Here is a 16,694-nt window from a genome sequence, read left to right as displayed (position 1 = left end):
CCACCCCGCCGCGGGGAACCACAAGGCGCGCGGACGAACCCACCTCAGGGCTCGGAGACGCCCTGCGGCCCCGTCTACGTGGACGGCTCAGTGATTTCCCCGATGGCTCCGCGGCCCCGCTTTGCGATCATGGCGAGTCCGCCGGCCAAGAGAAGGGCGCATCCCATGAACCTGTCGACCCGCTCCCGTCCCGTGCGAGGCGTTCTCCTCGCGGCCGGGGCAACCCTGCTGCTCGCCGGTCCGGCCGGCTGCTCCGAGGACAGGCAGACGGTGGCGAGCTGGTCCCAGCACGGCGGCCAGACGCACGTCAACGCCATCGGCGCGGACGTGAAGACCCTGCTCGACGTCAGTGGCCGGGGCGACGACCCCACCATCGCGTCGCGCTGCCGTCAGGTCCTCGCAGACGTGAACGCGGCGAAGTCCTACGGCAAGCTGCCCGACAGCAGTGCCGAAAGCAGTTGGGAGGAGACTCTGGACCGGGCCCAGGCGGCCGCTTCCCACTGCCTGGACAACGTCAAGGCCGGCAACGGAGGCAGCCTCGCCGACGCCATGGAGGTGGAGACCGCGTTCCGGGGCTTCGTCCGCGACTTCGGCGCTGCCACCGGCCGGTCCTGACCCGCGGCCGGAACGAGGGCGGCCGCGACCAGCCGCAGCCCGGGCGGTGATCGTAGGTCAGCCGCTCCGCGAGCACGGTCGTCACGACGGACCACGCCTTCGTGTCGCGCCGTGACGTCACGCCTCGCCGTCGACCCGGCGCGCGGCCCGCCACTGACGCCACAGCAGTGCGAGCGCGGCCGGCTTGGCGGGGCCCGCGCCCGAGCGCAGCAGCGCGGCCGGGCCCGCCTCGGCCGCCGCCCGGGCGGTGAGCTCGTCCAGCCCGATCAGGGTGGCGAGCAGCGCCCGGTGCGCGGGCGGGGTCAGCGGCAGCACGGCGCGGCCCTGGTCCAGCGCGTCCCCGGCCAGCCGGAGAGCGTGCCGCAGCAGCGCCCGGGTGCCGGGCGTCTCGGCCGCGGCGACCAGCTCCGCACGGCTCACGCCGTGCTCGGCCAGCAGCGTGAGCGGAAGGCCGAGGCGGCCTGCGGCCAGGTCCTCGCCGAGGTCGGCGACGAAGTCCAGGCGCTGGCTGCCGTCGATGTACGCGCGCGCGGCCGTGCGGACCTCGGCGGTGTCGGGCGCGAGCAGGCAGGCGACCACCATCAGCGCGGGCAGCGAGTAGTCGTCCAGATAGGCCTGGTAGTCCGCCTCGGTGGCGAAGCCGGAGGCGGTCAGCTCGGTCTGCGCGGTGGCCAGGAACTCCTGCGCGCAGCGGCGCAGCGGCGGATGCAGCGCCGCACTGTGGGCGAGCGCGCGCAGCAGCGGCTCGTCCGCCTCCTCCCGCGCCAGCGCGGCGGTCACTGCAGCCGACCAGGCCCGGTACTCGGCCAGCCGTTCCGCCTGCGGCGCTTCGCCGTCCAGCAGTTTGTCGGTGTGGTGCATGAACGCGGTGGCGACCAGCACATGGGGGACCAGGGCCGGCGGCACCAGCAGCCGCACCGCCCAGGCCGCCTCCGGCCTGAAGCGGGTCGCGGCCCGGCGCTGGGCGGTGTAGTCGGCGCGCAGCGCCGTATCGGTGACGCCTGCGGCGTCCAGGGTGCGGCTCCACGTGATCACGGGACCCCAGCCTGGCAGATCCGCCGATCCCTCGGCGTGCCGGGTGTGCCGGAGCGGCGCGTCAGGAGCCGGTCGAATGCGGCTCCCCGAGGTAGGGGAAGACGGTGAGCAGATCGGTGTGGGGTGGGATGTGGTCGTCGGCGATCTTCCCGTTGGAGATCATGGCGAGCCGGGCCGAGGTGACGTCGTCGGTGAGGGTGCGCCCGTTCGGATAGGCGACGGGGCGGGTGCGGTCGTAGCGCAGGACGTCCGGCAGGACGGTGTGCAGCGCCGCCTCGGCCTCCGCGGCGGCGTAGCCGCCGGTGTGGGCCAGGACGGCGGTCCACGCCTCGTGGTAGGTGTCCCAGTCGTCGGCCGGCTCGCCCGCGTTGTAGGCGTCCTTGACGTCCTCGGCGTTGAAGTACGCGGTCAGGGACGGGTGGGCGCCGCGGTCGACGGACGTCAGGACCCTGTTCTCGCGCAGGCTCACCCGGGCCCAGACGCCGATCGGACCGTCGCCGAGTTCGTCGTCGTCGACCTCCAGGACGATGCCGAAGGCGTTCTTGTCGATGCCGAAGTCGTTCCCGGTCCACTGGAAGTTGTTCACGATGCCGTCGAGGTCGGCGAAGAACGGGTCGCTGCGCAGCCCGGCGAAGAAGCGGTAGCCGCCACTCTGCACGACGCTCGGGACCCGCCCGAAGTCGACGGCGACATCGGAGACGACGGCCTTGCCGACAGCCTCCTGCTGCTGCGCCTCGGCGCCGTCCGCGCGCCGGACGGTCACGGTCTGGCGGCCGTCCACGGGAGAGGAGAAGGTGAAGCTGTAGGCGAGCTCGGCCTTGTGGTCGCCGTCGGTGTCGACGTTGATCCGGTACACGGCGTCGGGGTGGAACGCGTCGCCTTGCGTCGGCGCGAACGGGTTCACGTTCATGATCAGAACGGTGCGGCCGGCCTCGGCGGCGGGAAAGACGAACACGTCCGTGAGGTCCAGCCGCGCGTCTCCCTTGGGGGAACGCAGGTTCGGTCCGCTGAGGTGGTGGGACACAGCCAACTCCTGGTGCTGATCGGAAGGGAGTAAGGCGGAACGGCAGGTTCCTCATGCTGCCACGCACCTCTGCCCGCCCCCGCCAGCCACACCGTGGCCACCCGCTCCCGGCCCGCAGGGGCGCAGGCGGTGTCGGAAGCCCCCTCGTGCAGCGGCCCGACGTCGGTGGGAAAGGGCAGCCCGGGGTGCGGGTTGCCGTCCCCCGGCGAGTAAGGTCCGCGCATGCGATCAGGAACATGCCCCAAGTGCGGGTCCACCGAGGTACACACGGCCTTCGGCGGGATCCTTCGCGGGCAGCACACCGACATCGTGGTGGGCGGGCTCATTCGTAGACGTTCGACGTCCGACGACTACGTCTGCACGGACTGCGGATATTTCGAGCAGTACCTCACTCCTGGTCGGGCGCTCGATGCAATCGCCAAGAAGTGGCCCCGCGTCAGGGATCTCGGGCCAGAGGACCGCCGGCACTGAGCTGCGCTCAGGCCGGCTCCGGCTCCTCGGGGAGGAGACCCTGGCCCTGCGTCGGCAGTCAGGAGATCCGTCGGGCGGCGGCTCCATTGTGCAGGAATCGGGCGCGACCGTGTTCGTCGGAGCCGATCAGCGAGAGGACCTGATGGCCCTCAAACGTGGGTGCGGCGGTGATGATCGTGCTGTCGTCGAGGCGGACCATCTCGACGGATTCTCCGGGCCCGCCGAGGGATGATGACTTCGGGAGTTCGTTGCGAGGGCGGCGGACGAGGAACGCGCGGTCGTCCTCGACGGTGAGCGTGAGGTCGTACAGGGTGCTCCGGTAGGTGCCGCACATGCGCTCCGCGTCGAGCCGGAGCGGATTCGCGGGCGGCACCGGCAGTGGAGCCGTCTCGACGTCGGTGAGATCACCGAGCACGGTGCTGAGTAGTTCGTGGGCCAGCGGCTCCGCGCCGGAACTGTTGGTCAGCACGGCGACCGCGACGCCGGCCGAGGGGACCACGCGCAGGAATGCCTTCTGTCCCTTGGAGACGCCGGTGTGCCCGACGACGCCGTCCCGGTAGAGCATCCAGCCGAGCCCCCACCCCACGACGCCCCCGCCGAAGTCCGGGACGCCTGTGAGCTGGGGGTCGCGCATGGGCGCCAGCGCGGGGTCCGTGAGGTGCAGGTGGACGAACCTCAGCAGGTCGCGTGCGCTCATCGCCAGGTGAGAGCCACTGGGCGTGGAGAAGTAACGGACTGCCCAGCTCTTCGTGGGCGCCGGCTCGCCGTCGGTCTCGACGTGCCCGATCGCGGCGCGGTGCAGGATCGCCTCGTACGTGGTGGTGGCGACGGTCGGCAAGCCCAGCGGGGTCACCAGGCGTTCGCGGAGCACCTGGTGGAAGGGCTCGCCCCGGAGCACCTCCACGAGCCTGCCGAGCACCACGTACCCGCTGTTGGAGTAGGAGAAGAGGGTGCCCGGCGGGAGCAGGTGGTCCGCCTCGGCGAGGGTGGCGACGAACTTCTCGATCGCGTCGTCGTTGCGACCGGTGTCGGTGAAGTGGTTGCCGTCGATGCCGCCGGTATGGGTCAGCAGGTGGCGAGCGGTCAGCACCTCACCCGCCGCCGGGTCGCTCAGCCGAAAGCCGGGCAGGTAGTGGCGAACCGGACGGTCGAGGTCCAACGCACCCTCGTGCACCAGTTGCTGGACCAGCGTGGCTGTCCAGATCTTGGTGATGGAGCCGATCTTGAACACCGAGTCGGTCGTGGTCTCGACCCGGGTGTGCAGACTCAGCACGCCCGCGGCCTCGTCATGGATCTCCCCGTCGGCCAACACGGCGATCTGCGCGCCCGGCACGCCGTACTTCGCGATCAGCTCGCTCAGATGCCATCCCACTCCGGCAGCCTAAAGCTTGTCCGCAACCGTTGCTGGGGCTTCGCCTGCGCGGACGGCTCGTGATCGGTCTGCGGATATTGAAACTCGCCTGGTGCCTGCATGGGCCGCTACCGTGCACGCTCAGCAACCGCGCCTGCGGGACCTACGACCAGAGAGCGCCTATTATGACCAGCCGGCCTGCGACAACGACTCTGTGGCGTCCGACGGGGCCGAGGGAGCTGGAGCTGGTGCGAGACCTGGGCTGGCGTGCCTGGCCACCCCGCCTCCCAGAGCAGCCGATCTTTTATCCGGTGCTCAACGAGGACTATGCGATCAAGATCGCAAGGGACTGGAACGTCAAGCACGACGGGGCCGGCTTCGTCACCCGCTTCGAGGTCGAGGCCGAGTTCGTCGCCCGCTATCCCGTCCAACAGGCGGGTGGGCGGACGATCCTCGAGCTGTGGGTCCCCGCGGAGGAGCTTGACGAGTTCAACGCTCACATCGTCGGTGAGATCCAGGTGGTGCACGAGTTCCACTGAACACGCGTTCCGGCACCGCAGGTCATGGGACCATCCCGGGACGACCGTAGTGATCACGGCGTCGGAGCCCGCGTGGATTGGTCCTTTCGCAGGGCTGAGTCCACGTGCATTCGCCGGGCTGCTTACCCAGCTGCGCCGCGAGGGAGCCGACCGGAACTCGACGGGGCCGACCGTCGTCGCTCTCTGTTGAGGACCGGGTGCTGCTGGTTGTCGCGTACTGGCGCACCAACCTCACTCTGCGCCAACTCGCCCTGCTCTTTGGCATCTCCAAGTCCGCAGCCGACCGCGCCATCCGTTCCGTCGTGGCACGGTCCTCGGCGGGCGACCCGATCGGATGGCGCCGGCTCTCGGATGCGGCGTGGCCTCCGACCGGCGAAGCCGGGAAGGCGCGGGCGCCGTTCGGGCGGATCGGGAGTGCTGCGGCGCGGCGGGATAGGGTCTCGCCGAATCGTTTCCGTATGGGTGCAGGCGCAGGGAGCTGACGTGAGTGAGGCCGTGGTCCAGGAGGCAGGTCCCGGGGCGGTGGATCCCGAGCGGGGCAGGAGGCTTGCCGCACGTTGGTGGAAGTGGGCCTTTGCCGGGCCGCGTGACCGCAGTCCGGTCAGGGACCGGACCGGGGAGTTCGCGGGCTGGGGGCAGCCGTGGGACGTCTGGTTCCTGGCCGGTACCTACGGTGGCCGGGTGGTGCGGCGCTGTCAGATACCCGCCGGGAGGCCGATCTTCTTTCCCGTCCTCAACACCATGCGGTCGGCTGTGGGCTTCTCCTCGCGGCCGTGGCGTCTGGACGTCTCCAGCGCCGAGGCCGTGCTGAACGGCAACCCTCTGCCGATGCAGGAGTTCGCCTCCAAGCGCTTCTGGGCGATGCGACGGCCGCGCATCGCGTGGGGGATCTGGTGCACGCTGGACCCCCTCTCCCCTGGCCAGTACGTCCTGTCGATCAAGGCTTCGTCGGACGACTTCTGGGTGGACACGACCTACCACCTGGAGGTGGTCGCGGGCTGACGCCGGTTCGCGGGGCCGGCGGCCGACGCGTGCCGTCCTACTCGACGGCGTTCCGGGTCCGCAACGGTTCGCCGGTAATGCGGCAGGGTGTATCACGGCAGGTCATAATGCTGACCGGCCGCCCCGAACGCGTCCCGGAGCCGCCGGGTAGGGGCGGGTGGGTCGGTAGGAGAGAGTGGTGCTGCTGTGGGTCTGATGGACCGCATACGCGGAGAGTTCATCGACATCCTTGAGTGGACCGACGACAGCCGTGACACGATCGTCTGGCGTTTCCCCCGCTACGAGAACGAGATCAAGATGGGCGCGCGCCTGGTCGTGCGCGAGTCCCAGGTCGCGGTCTTCGTCAACGAGGGGCAGCTGGCGGACGTCTTTTCGCCCGGGACGTACACGCTGCACACGCAGAACATGCCGGTGCTGTCGACGCTGAAGGGCTGGAAGTACGGCTTCGAGTCGCCCTTCAAGGCGGAGGTCTACTTCGTCAACACGCGGCAGTTCACCGACTTCAAGTGGGGCACCCAGAACCCGATCATCCTGCGGGACCCGGAGTTCGGCATGGTCCGCGTGCGCGCCTTCGGCGCGTTCGCCGCGCGGGTCTCCGACCCGGCCGCCCTGCTGCGCGAGCTCGCGGGAACGGACCCGCAGTTCCGCACCGAGGAGGTCGGCGAGTACCTGCGCCAGCTCGTCGTCTCCAAGCTGGGCTCCGCCCTCGGCTCGGCGAACGTCCCGCTGCTGGACCTGGCGGCCCGCCAGGAGGGCATCGGGCAGCAGCTGGCGGGGATCCTGACCGAGGACCTGGCCTCCGTCGGCATCGCGATCCCGAAGTTCGTCATCGAGAACATCAGCGTCCCGCCGGAGGTCGAGGCCGCCATCGACACCCGCTCGCGGATGGGCATCGCGGGCAACCTCGACGACTACACCAGGTTCCAGGCCGCCAACGCGATCGGGACGGCCGCGGCCAATCCCGGCGGAGCCGGGGAGGGCGTCGGACTCGGCGTCGGCATGGCGCTGGGCCAGCGCATCGCCCAGGGCCTGACGCCCCAGAGCCCCGCCGCGCCCGCGGCACCTTCGGCCCCCGTGCCCGCGCAGGCCCCGGCCGCCGCGGTGCCCCCGCCGTTGCCGACCGCGGTGCAGTGGTTCGTCGCGGTGGGCGGTCAGCAGCAGGGCCCGTACGAGGCCAACGCCCTGGCCGGGCTGGTGGGTTCGGGAGGGCTGACCCGCGCCACGCTGGTGTGGCACAACGGTATGGCGAACTGGCAGCCCGCCGAGCAGGTCGGGGAGCTCGCCCCGCTGTTCGCCAACGTGCCGCCGCCGCTCCCGCCGCTCCCGCCGCAGGGATAGGGCGGCCGTGATGCAGCAGCCACCACGCCGGGACGTCCGAGCGACGTCCGCGGAAGCGACCACGGAAACGACCACCCACGGGGGAGAGGGACGATGACGGAAGAGGGCCTGGCGCCCGCGCCGGACCGCGCGTTCGAGTGCGAGGCGTGCGGCGCGCGCAGCGAGTACGCGCCCGGGACGTACGCGCTGCGCTGCCCCTACTGTCGGCACGAGCAGGGCATCGTGCCGGCGCCCCGGCAGGTGACCGAGCACCCGATCCAGGAGCTGGCCGTGCTGCCGCTCCGTGCGGCCGTGCCCCCGGGAATGAAGGTGTTCCGGTGTCCCGGATGCCAGGCCGTGACCGAGAGCGACGCACTCAGCGACAAGTGCCAGTTCTGCGCCACGCCGCTGGTCTCCGACGCCGTCTCCAGCGAGCGCGTCGTGCCCGAGGCGGTGCTGCCGTTCGCGGTGACCAGGGACCAGGCGCGGGAGGCGCTCGGCGCCTGGACGAAGTCCCGCTGGTTCGCGCCGTCCAGCCTGAAGAAGGTCACCGAGGCGGAGACCTTCCGGGGCAGCTACCTGCCGCACTGGACCTACGACGCGGAGACCACCAGCGACTACACCGGTGAGCGCGGTGAGCACTACTACGAGACCCGGACCTACACGGAGACCGTGGACGGTCAGACCGTCACCCGGACCGAGCAGGTCCAGAAGACGGCCTGGTACCCGGCCTCGGGCACGGTCAGCCGCTTCTTCGACGACGTGCTGGTCCCCGGAACCACCCGCACTCCCGAGGAGCAGCTGGAGAAGCTCACGCCCTGGCCGCTGCCGGAGGCGGTGCCCTACCAGGAGGAGTACCTGGCCGGGTTCCGCACCGTGCGCTACGACCTGGAGCCGGAGGCCGGACTGGAGTCCGCCAAGCAGCGGATGGCGCCGGTCATCCGGACCGACTGCGCCCGCGACATCGGCGGCGACGAGCAGCGGGTCCATACGGTGTCCACGCAGTACAGCGACGTAACGTACAAGCTGCTGCTGCTCCCGGTCTGGTTCATGAGCTACCTCCACGGCGGCAAGCCGTGGCCGGTGATGGTCAACGCCCGTACCGGTGAGGTCATCGGCGAGCGCCCGTACAGTGCGCTGAAGATCGCGGTGGCGTCGCTCGTGGCGGTGCTGCTGGTCGCCGCCGTGGTGGCGGCGGTCATGGTGGGCAAGTCGCACCACGGCTGATCGGCTGATGCGGCCCCTCGTGGGCGGGCGACGTCGCCCGCCCACGAAGGGCCCGCGCTACGCGGACCGGAGCACCTTGTCACAGGTGCGCCGAGGCCTCCTCCTGCAGCAGGGCCGAGATCTGGTTGGTGTCGTCGAAGACGCGTACGACGCCCTGGATGTCCGGGGCCGTGGCGGAGTTGACCAGGACGACGAAGATGAGCAGGTGGCCGTCGTCGGTCAGCAGATAGCCGGCCTGGCTCTGGTCCGCCACGGCGAACTGGTTGTTGAGCCGGTCGATACCGATGACGGTGCCGGGCTTGGCGAAGACCTTGCCCTTGGCCGGGCAGTGGGGGCAGGAGATGGCGTTGGAGCCGTTGACGCCCAGGATGGGAAGGGACAGCCGGAACGCCGTCGCGTCAGGGGTGTGCAGCCAGTAGCCCAGGATCTCGGCGAGGCCGAGCGGGGTGGCCTTCTCGGTCGCGTCGCCGCCGCGTCCGTCGTCGAGCTGGAACTGCTTCGGGTCGACGTGCGCGACGTCGGTGAGGAAGTCGTGCTCGACGGCGAAGCCGCCGCCGAAGCAGTCCTTGCTGCCCCGGAGCGTGGCCATGTTGCACAACGCCAGGTTGGCACCCAGGTTGTGACTGACCTTCAGGATCAGCTTGGCGTACTGGCGGTAGGGCGGCGAGACGTACGCGGCCACCCGGGGGTCGTGGGCGTACGAGGCGGGGAGCCTGCGCTCCGGGTTGGGGCCGGTCGGGTTCGCGCCGACGGTGACGCCCGCGCGGCCGAGCGCCTCGATCAGCGCGGTGCGGCCGAAGGCGTTCGGATCCATGATGGGCGAGGTCCGCAGGAGCGGCTGCGTCCCGGCGGCGATCTGGCCGGACACGGAGATCCTGGTGCCGTCCGGGGAGGCCGTCACTGTGACGTTCGTCGAACCGCCCGCGGCCACCGTCTTGACGTTGAAGTTCACCTTGTACGGCTGGACCTGCGGGCGCCAGAACAGCTTGGCCTGCTCGCCGGGCCTGGTCGGGGTGGTCAGCAGGTCGATCAGGTTGTCGTTGATGATCAGCGGGGTGGGCTGCGGGTCCAGGGCCGGGGGCGTGAACAGCCGCGGGTCGATGATCACGTTGCCGTTGACCCGCGTGATGCCCGCCTGGCGCACCTGTCGGGCGATCTGGTTCAGGCCGGCGAGCGGGTTCTCCGGGGTGAGCGTGGCGCCGGGCAGGTCGTTGGCGGAGGTGTGGTCGACGTTGGTGTAGTCGACCGAACCGTCCGGCTTGGTCCGGCCGCCCATCGTCAGGTCGCCCTGGGCGACGAGCGCCAGGTTCCCGTTCAGGGTCGAGCCACGGCGCGTGCCGGTCGCGTACACGGGGGTGGTGAAGCGGTGGTCGGGGCCCAGGCTGTGCCAGGCGGCCGAGATGGTGACCAGTTTGGTGTCCGAGCCGGGCACGAAGGACTGGCGCGCGAACTGGGAGTGGATCACCTTGCCGTTCGACGGGTCGACCTCGTACACGCCCCACTGCGCCGTCTCGTAGCCCGGCTGGTGCATGACCGCCTCGACGGCGGGCGAAAGGGGATAGCCGTGCTCCGCCGCAGGTGCGGGCGGAGGAGCCGTCGCCAGCGCCGCGGGGGCGGTCGCCGCCAGGCCCGCCGCGGTCACGAGCGCCACGCAGGCTGCAGCGCAGGGCCGGAGCCGCCTGCGGAACATCCGTTTCATGCACACCGCCGATTCAGGAGAGGAAAGGAGTGCGAGCCTGATATATCCGATAAGTCGGATTCTCGCGGCAGCATCGTATGCGCGGCGGGCGCGGAAGCCCCTTGACCGGTCCGCTTCATGACGGCGTGTGGGACAGATATCATCCGATCGGTCGACTGCATCGGTCCGGCCCGGCCGGGCGCCCTGCGAGGCGGGCCGAACGCGGCTCCACGTGGGCGTGGCCGCCCCGTGAGATCCTCGCCTACGAGATCCCGGCCGTCCGGCGCGGCGGATCGGGACGTTGGCGCGGACCAGTGCGAAGGGCAGCCGGATGATCTTTATTGTCGTGAAGCTTTCCGTGAAACCCGAACATGCCGAGCGGTGGCCCGAGGAGGTCGCCGCGTTCACGCGGGCCACCCGGAACGAACCCGGCAACCTGTGGTTCGAGTGGTCGCGCAGCATCGAGGACCCGAACACCTACGTGCTGGTCGAAGCCTTCCAGGACGGCGCCGGCGAGGCGCACGTGACCTCCGACCACTTCCGCGCCGGGTTGGAGGCGATGCGTCCGCTGCTGAGCCGCACCCCCGACATCGTGAGCACCACGATCCCGGGAGCGGACGGCTGGAGCGCGATGGGCGAGCTCGTCATCGACTGACCTCGCGCGGTGCGCGCGGCAGGTGGGCCGGGGCCCTACCTGGAAGGCTCGGGTTCGGCCTGCGCCGCCGCGGTCGTGGCCGTCGTCGTGGACGCCCGGTGGGCGAGCCAGGCGACGACGGCGCCGACGGCGTACCAGCACAGGTTGGGCGGGTTGAACGTGGTGCCGAGGACGAGGCGGGCGGCGGTGCTGTGCCGGCCCAGATCGCCCGGCACGCCGCTCAACTTGAAGAACTCGACGGCCGTGCTGAAGGCGAGTGCGCCCCCGGCCACCCACCGGGGCTTCGCCCGGGGCGCGACGAGCACGATCAGCGTGTAGACCATCACCGTGTAGAGCGCGTCGCCTGCGTACTTGGTGACCGCGTTGCTCGCGACCGCCCTGATCCCGAGCCCGGCGCCGATCGTCACGGCTGCCGCCCCCGCTGCGGCGAGCCGGGTGGGCCGGTGGCGCCCGTCGCCCTGATGATCGTTCATGTCGGCCATTCTGCACGGGCGCCGCGCGAGGCCGACCAGCGGCAGGTGGCTGTCCCCCTCACAGCGCGGTGAGGACGTCCTCGTGCGCCCCGTCGAGCACGAAGCCGTTGTCCCACCGGACCCGGACGGTCACCCGGCTGCCGCGTTCCCGGTGCGCGGCCCACTCCGGCTCCAACTGGGCGATCTCCTCCTCCAACCGCTTCCGGCTCGCCTCCGGCATCGCGTGCCCGTAGCCGTCGAACAGGGCCTTGAGCCGCTCGTACTCGCGGACCTCCTCGCTCTCCGGCAGCTCCCCGTCCACCCGCTCGACGGTGCCCTCGATCCCGGCCCCGAGCGCAAGGAACCCGACGACCGCCCCGGGCTCCCCGGCGACCGCCTCGCCGATCGCGAGGTCCTCCGCGAGCCTCACGCGTCGGCCTTCCTCCAGGGTCATCCGTCCTCTGCCTCTCGATCGATCGGTGCCGCGGACGCAGTCGGCGTGCGGCCCCGGTCATTATCCGGCAGGCGCCTCCGAGGTCGGGGCAGACGTGGCCCCCGGAAGAACGACCCGCGGGACACCCGGCCACCGCGAGGTCAGACCGCCTGCCGGTGCCGACGGATGAGCCGCCGCGTCTCCACGGCGCACCGGACGAAGGCACAGAGCGCGCCGACCCCCGCCACGATCCCCGCGACCGGAAGCATCAGCTTGCTCCAGCCGAGTTGGCGGGCGAACAACGCGTGACCCGGCCGGGCCGAGGAGGTGAGCACGTCCACCGCCTGACCGGGGACGAGATGGTCCGGAGCCGAGGCCACGTCGTCGATCGTCACCGTCGCCCCGGAGCCGTCGAGGGCGACGACGATCCTCTCGGCCTCGGATCTGTCCGCCTTCACGTACTGCGCGGACACGACCCTGGCCGTCACGGGGTGGGCGTGCGCGTAGTCGTCGCGCGCAGCCAGTGCCTCATGGGTGTACACGATGCCGAGGACGAGGAAGACCGGGCCGATGATCCCGAAGCCGAGCCCGGCCAGCACGGGATTCCCCCGCAGATCGTCACCGGGCCTTCTCGGCGGCGGCGTCGGTACCTGCGCCGCATCGGTCTCCGTCGTCCTGTCGCCGTCGCTCACGTGCCCCTCCCCGGGTCGGCCGGCCAGGCTGGATTGAAGCACCACGCCCCGGCTCGCGCGAGACCGCCGACCCCGATCGGTTGCGGTTCACGCCTGACGTCCGCTCACACACCGGTTCGGGACGGGCCCTCCACCCGTCCCGGGGCCGTAGCCGCGTGACCGCGGACCGCCGCTCCCTCGCGTGGAAGGATGACCGCATGCCAGCCGCGCGCGTGAGAGTCGCCGCCTACGTCACCCGCGAGGGTCCCGGCGGCCGGGAACTGCTCGTCTTCGATCACCGGGACCACCCCGAGGCGGGCACCCAGGTGCCGGCCGGGGGCGTGGACGCCGGGGAGCCTCTCAGCGACGCCGTCCGCCGGGAGATCACCGAGGAGACCGGCGTCTCCGCCGTCACGCTCGGCGCCGCCCTGGCCGTACAGCAGCGCCCGCATCCGCACACCGGCCGACCCCGGGTCACCGTGTTCTTCCAGGCATGGACCAGCGAGTCCCGCGACAGCTGGATCCACACGGTCGGGGGATCGGCGGACGACGAGGACCACGGCATGGCCTTTCGGTGCCGCTTCGTCCCGCTGCACCGGGCCGCGGGTCTACTGGCCGACCGGCAGGGCGAGTTCGTCCACCTGATCGAGCAGTCGGAGATGCGCGCGACCGACCAGTGATCACCAGGCGCGCGCGGCGGCTCGGGGCCCGGCTCGGCGCCGGAGCCCGGATGTCAGTGGCGGTCGACAGAATGATCAGCATGACGAAGCCCTCCGCAGTTGCGCCCGCCGTCGACCTCGCCGACGAGGCCGCCTACCTCGATGCCGTCGCGCACGCGCGCAAGGCCGCCGACGCCTACTACGGGTCCGGCGAGTCGGGACTGGACGACGACGACTACGACCGGCTGCTGCGCGGCATCACCGCCTGGGAGGGCGCGCACCCCGGGCAGATCGCGGACGACTCACCGTCCCGGCAGGTCGGCGGAGGCGTGACCACGGGCGACGTCGAGCACGCCGTGCGGATGCTCAGCCTCGGCAACGTCTTCTCGGACGAGGAACTGACGGCATGGGCCGCGTCGCTGGAGCGGCGACTGGACGGCGAAGCGGTGGCGGGCTGGGCCGTGGAGCCCAAGCTGGACGGGGTCGCCCTGGCCGCCCGCTACCGCGAGGGCCGGCTGGTGCAACTGGTCACCCGGGGCGACGGCACCACCGGCGAGGACGTCTCCCACGCCGTCGAGGACATCACCGGCCTGCCCGCGGCCCTGGCCGAGCCGGTCACGATCGAGGTCCGCGGCGAGGTCCTCATGACGGAGGCCCAGTTCGCCGCCGCGAACGAGACGCGGACCGCGCACGGGGCCACGGCCTTCGCCAACCGCCGCAACGCCTCCTCGGGCTCACTGCGCGCCAAGGACCGGGCCTACCGGGTCGAGCAGACCTTCCTGGCCTACGCCGCGCTCACCGACGCCGAGCACACCAGCGACCCGACCCTCGCGGCCCTCACCCACACCCAGCTCATCGCCCGCCTCGCGGCCCTCGGGCTGGGGACCACGGCCGGCACCCCCGTCGCCACCCGGGCCTGCGCGACCCTGGAGCAGGTCGCGGAGCGGGTGCGCGAGATCGGCGCCCTGCGTGCGGAGCTCGACTTCGAACTCGACGGGGCCGTGATCAAGGCCGACCATCCCGCCGACCAGGAGCGGGCCGGGACGGGCTCCCGCACCCCGCACTGGGCGACGGCCTTCAAGTTCCCGGCGGCCCAGAAGATCACGGTGCTGCGCGCGGTGGAGTGGAGCGTGGGCCGTACGGGCGTGATCGCCCCGCGCGCCGTCCTCGACCCGGTCGAGGTGGCCGGCACCACCATCACCTACGCCACCCTGCACAACCCCGCCGACATCGCCCGCCGCGGCCTGATGCTCGGGGACCACGTCATCGTCTACCGCGCGGGCGAGGTCATCCCCCGCGTCGAGGGCGCGGTCGCCGGCCTGCGGACCGGCGACGAACAGCCCATCGCCTTCCCCGAGGTCTGCCCGCGCTGCGGCGCCGACATCGATCGCAGTCAGGAGCGCTGGCGCTGCGCGCGCGGACGCGCCTGCGGGCAGGTCGAGGCCATCCGATACGCCGTCGCCCGCGACGCGCTCGACATCGACGGACTCGGCGAGAAGATCATCGTGCAGCTCGTCGACAAGGGGATGATCGAGGACTTCGCCGACCTCTTCACCCTCACCCGCGACCAACTGCTCACCCTGGACCGCATGGGCGACAGGAGCGCCGACAACCTCATGGCCGCCGTCGCGGCCGCCAAGGCCAAGCCGCTGAACCGCGTCTTCTGCGCCCTCGGCGTGCTGGGCACCGGCCGTTCCATGTCGCTGCGCATCGCCGCGCACTTCGGCTCCATGCAGGCCGTCCGGGACGCCGACGCGGTCGCCCTGGAGCAGGTCGACGGCATCGGCGGCGAGAAGGCTCCGGTGATCGTGGCCGAACTGGCCGATCTCGCGCCGCTCGTCGACAAGCTCGTCGCCGCGGGTGTGAACATGGACCAGCCCGGCTTCGTTCCCCCCGCCCCCGCGGACGCTGACGCCGACGGCGGTGCCGGGACCACTGCGCCGGACGCGGGGAGCGGGCTGCCGCTGGCGGGGATGACCGTCGTGGTGACGGGCGGGATGACGGGGCTTCTCGCGGACCGCTCCCGCACCGAGATGACCGAACTGATCACCGCCGCCGGGGGCCGCGCGTCCTCCAGCGTCTCCGCCCGCACCCACCTCGTGGTCGCCGGAGAGAAGGCAGGCAGCAAGCGGGAGAAGGCCGAGGCGCTGGGCATCGAGATCATCACCCCCGAGGAGCTCGCGGAGCGCCTGGCCGGGCTTCTCGGCTGACGGCGCGACCGCTCGGGCGGGCCGAATTCGGGCATCCGGGGCGGTCCGGCACGGCGAACGGCGCGTCACGCGCCGCGCGTGGCGAGGCGTCCGGCGGCGTCGAGGCGGGCGAGGCGGTGGTGTTCCTGCTCCGCCCGTTCGGACATGGCCGCAACGACCAGGATCTGTCGGATCAGGCCATCCGGAGAAGCAGCCGGGCCTGCACGCCGATCCTCGTGTGCCGGGGGCCGCAACGGGGAAGACGCTGACGACCACATCGGCGGCAGGAAGGAACAGCTGTGTCTCAGCGCGCTCCCCGCGTCGGGCAAGCCGGGCCCCGACGGACCCTGCGAGGTGCCCGCCGTGGCTAGGACCCGCCTGTACCGCGACGGCCGGCTGGTGAGCGAGGGCTTTCCGGTGCAGGAGGTGGCGGACCATCTGGACTCACCCGCGGTCACCGCCTGGCTCGACCTGTGCGCGCCGACGCCCGCCGACTTCCGGATACTCGAGGACGAGCTCGGCCTGCACGAACTGGCCGTGGAGGACGCCCGGCACGCGCACCAGCGGCCCAAGCTCGACCGGTACCCCAACCACGTGTTCCTCAGCGTCTACGCCGTCCGCCCGAGCAGCTCACCCGGACAGCTGAACACGGTGGAGATGTCCGTCTTCGTCCTGCCCAACGCGTTGATCACCGTCCGGGCCGGCGACGAGTTCGACATCGCGCAGGTGGTGACACGCTGGGACGAGAACGCCGAACTCGCGTCCCACGGGGTGGCGTTCCTGCTGCACGGACTGCTCGACGTCGTCGTGGACGGTCACTTCCGAGCCGTCCAGGAGCTCGACGACCGGATCGAGGCGCTCGAGGACCTGCTCTTCGACGACGGCCGCGCGCAGATCGACACCGTCCAGCGCTCCTCCTACGCGCTGCGCAAGGACCTCACCCGGCTGCGCCGCGTCGTGCTGCCGATGCGCGAGGTCGTCAACAGTCTCCTGCGGCGCGACCTGCACCTGGTCCCCGAGCCGATGCAGCCCTTCTACCAGGACATCTACGACCACGTGCTGCGCGCGACGGAGTGGACCGAGTCCCTGCGCGACATGGTGACCTCGATCATGGAGACCAATCTGTCGGTCCAGGGCAACCGCATGAACCTCATCATGAAGAAGGTCACCAGCTGGGCCGCGGTGATCGCCGTGCCGACCGCGATCACCGGCTTCTACGGCCAGAACGTGCCCTATCCCGGCTTCAGCAGTGCCGTGGGTTTCTGGACGTCCACGGTGATCATCGTGGTCGTCTCCGTCCTGCTCTACCTGGTCTTCAGACGCAAGGACTGGATCTGAGAACCCGGCCCGCGGCCCACGTCTTCGCCGGCCGGGAC

The 16,694-nt window shown here is 71.3% G+C and carries 16 protein-coding genes and 1 pseudogene; 10 read left to right on the top strand and 7 right to left on the bottom strand.

What is annotated here, in order from left to right; all coding sequences use genetic code 11:
* Nucleotides 1-165: 165 nt before the first annotated feature.
* On the top strand, nt 166-615 hold the full coding sequence (locus tag BS83_RS13310) for a hypothetical protein (protein ID WP_037603988.1): 450 nt from the start codon (nt 166-168) through the stop codon (nt 613-615).
* A gap of 117 nt (nt 616-732) precedes the next feature.
* On the opposite strand, the gene BS83_RS13305 is transcribed toward BS83_RS13310, so the two are convergent.
* The 3 genes from BS83_RS13305 to BS83_RS13295 all read right to left on the bottom strand — a co-directional run bounded on the left by BS83_RS13305 (nt 733) and on the right by BS83_RS13295 (nt 4,517).
* Nucleotides 733-1,650 (bottom strand): phytoene/squalene synthase family protein, encoded by a 918-nt coding sequence (locus tag BS83_RS13305; protein WP_037603985.1) that lies wholly within the window; start codon nt 1,648-1,650, stop codon nt 733-735.
* Nucleotides 1,651-1,711: 61 nt separating this feature from the next.
* Entirely contained in the window at nt 1,712-2,674 is a 963-nt protein-coding gene (locus BS83_RS13300; protein WP_037603984.1) for a DUF4331 family protein, read from the bottom strand.
* A 529-nt stretch (nt 2,675-3,203) separates the two neighbouring features.
* Nucleotides 3,204-4,517: a serine hydrolase domain-containing protein gene (locus BS83_RS13295; RefSeq protein ID WP_037603982.1), complete on the bottom strand. Its 1,314-nt coding sequence runs from the start codon at nt 4,515-4,517 to the stop codon at nt 3,204-3,206.
* A 164-nt stretch (nt 4,518-4,681) separates the two neighbouring features.
* Here BS83_RS13295 and BS83_RS13290 point away from each other — a divergent pair, with 164 nt between their 5' ends.
* The 5 genes and pseudogenes from BS83_RS13290 (at nt 4,682) to BS83_RS13275 (ending at nt 8,581) form a co-directional block, all read left to right on the top strand.
* A complete protein-coding gene (locus BS83_RS13290) occupies nt 4,682-5,035 on the top strand; it encodes a hypothetical protein (protein ID WP_037603980.1) in 354 nt (117 codons plus the stop codon).
* Between the two features lie 49 nt (nt 5,036-5,084).
* Nucleotides 5,085-5,328: pseudogene (locus BS83_RS43895) on the top strand (helix-turn-helix domain-containing protein); the annotation flags it as partial.
* 190 nt (nt 5,329-5,518) lie between these two features.
* A complete protein-coding gene (locus BS83_RS41790) occupies nt 5,519-6,037 on the top strand; it encodes a hypothetical protein (protein ID WP_232248268.1) in 519 nt (172 codons plus the stop codon).
* Between the two features lie 195 nt (nt 6,038-6,232).
* Complete coding sequence (locus BS83_RS13280) at nt 6,233-7,375, top strand: SPFH domain-containing protein (protein WP_232248266.1); 1,143 nt, start codon at nt 6,233-6,235, stop codon at nt 7,373-7,375.
* A gap of 93 nt (nt 7,376-7,468) precedes the next feature.
* Entirely contained in the window at nt 7,469-8,581 is a 1,113-nt protein-coding gene (locus BS83_RS13275; RefSeq protein ID WP_037603977.1) for a hypothetical protein, read from the top strand.
* Between the two features lie 79 nt (nt 8,582-8,660).
* Here the strand turns inward: BS83_RS13275 and dacB are convergent, their stop codons facing one another.
* A complete protein-coding gene (gene dacB / locus BS83_RS13270) occupies nt 8,661-10,232 on the bottom strand; it encodes a D-alanyl-D-alanine carboxypeptidase/D-alanyl-D-alanine endopeptidase (RefSeq protein WP_232248265.1) in 1,572 nt (523 codons plus the stop codon).
* Nucleotides 10,233-10,590: 358 nt separating this feature from the next.
* On the opposite strand from dacB, the gene BS83_RS13265 reads away from it, so the two are divergent.
* Nucleotides 10,591-10,914 carry a putative quinol monooxygenase gene (locus BS83_RS13265; RefSeq protein WP_037608836.1) on the top strand — a complete coding sequence of 108 codons (324 nt, stop codon included), beginning with the start codon at nt 10,591-10,593 and terminating at the stop codon, nt 10,912-10,914.
* 35 nt (nt 10,915-10,949) lie between these two features.
* Here the strand turns inward: BS83_RS13265 and BS83_RS13260 are convergent, their stop codons facing one another.
* The 3 genes from BS83_RS13260 to BS83_RS13250 form a co-directional block, all read right to left on the bottom strand.
* Entirely contained in the window at nt 10,950-11,387 is a 438-nt protein-coding gene (locus BS83_RS13260; RefSeq protein WP_051945346.1) for a ribosomal maturation YjgA family protein, read from the bottom strand.
* A 58-nt stretch (nt 11,388-11,445) separates the two neighbouring features.
* Nucleotides 11,446-11,796: a hypothetical protein gene (locus BS83_RS13255; protein ID WP_232248261.1), complete on the bottom strand. Its 351-nt coding sequence runs from the start codon at nt 11,794-11,796 to the stop codon at nt 11,446-11,448.
* A gap of 164 nt (nt 11,797-11,960) precedes the next feature.
* The gene (locus tag BS83_RS13250) at nt 11,961-12,491 is read right to left on the bottom strand and encodes a DUF3592 domain-containing protein (protein ID WP_157597168.1); all 531 of its coding nucleotides are present in this window, start codon (nt 12,489-12,491) and stop codon (nt 11,961-11,963) included.
* Between the two features lie 197 nt (nt 12,492-12,688).
* Here BS83_RS13250 and BS83_RS13245 point away from each other — a divergent pair, with 197 nt between their 5' ends.
* The 3 genes from BS83_RS13245 (at nt 12,689) to BS83_RS13235 (ending at nt 16,656) form a co-directional block, all read left to right on the top strand.
* The gene (locus tag BS83_RS13245) at nt 12,689-13,150 is read left to right on the top strand and encodes an NUDIX hydrolase (RefSeq protein WP_037603969.1); all 462 of its coding nucleotides are present in this window, start codon (nt 12,689-12,691) and stop codon (nt 13,148-13,150) included.
* A gap of 71 nt (nt 13,151-13,221) precedes the next feature.
* Complete coding sequence (gene ligA / locus BS83_RS13240) at nt 13,222-15,339, top strand: NAD-dependent DNA ligase LigA (RefSeq protein ID WP_408640995.1); 2,118 nt, start codon at nt 13,222-13,224, stop codon at nt 15,337-15,339.
* 342 nt (nt 15,340-15,681) lie between these two features.
* Complete coding sequence (locus BS83_RS13235) at nt 15,682-16,656, top strand: magnesium transporter CorA family protein (RefSeq protein ID WP_084714926.1); 975 nt, start codon at nt 15,682-15,684, stop codon at nt 16,654-16,656.
* The last annotated feature ends 38 nt before the right edge of the window (nt 16,657-16,694 follow it).

This window comes from Streptacidiphilus rugosus AM-16 (genome assembly GCF_000744655.1).
Taxonomy (GTDB): domain Bacteria; phylum Actinomycetota; class Actinomycetes; order Streptomycetales; family Streptomycetaceae; genus Streptacidiphilus; species Streptacidiphilus rugosus.
The sequence above is the reverse complement of the archived record's forward strand: the minus strand, read 5'-3'. Positions and strand labels throughout refer to the sequence as shown.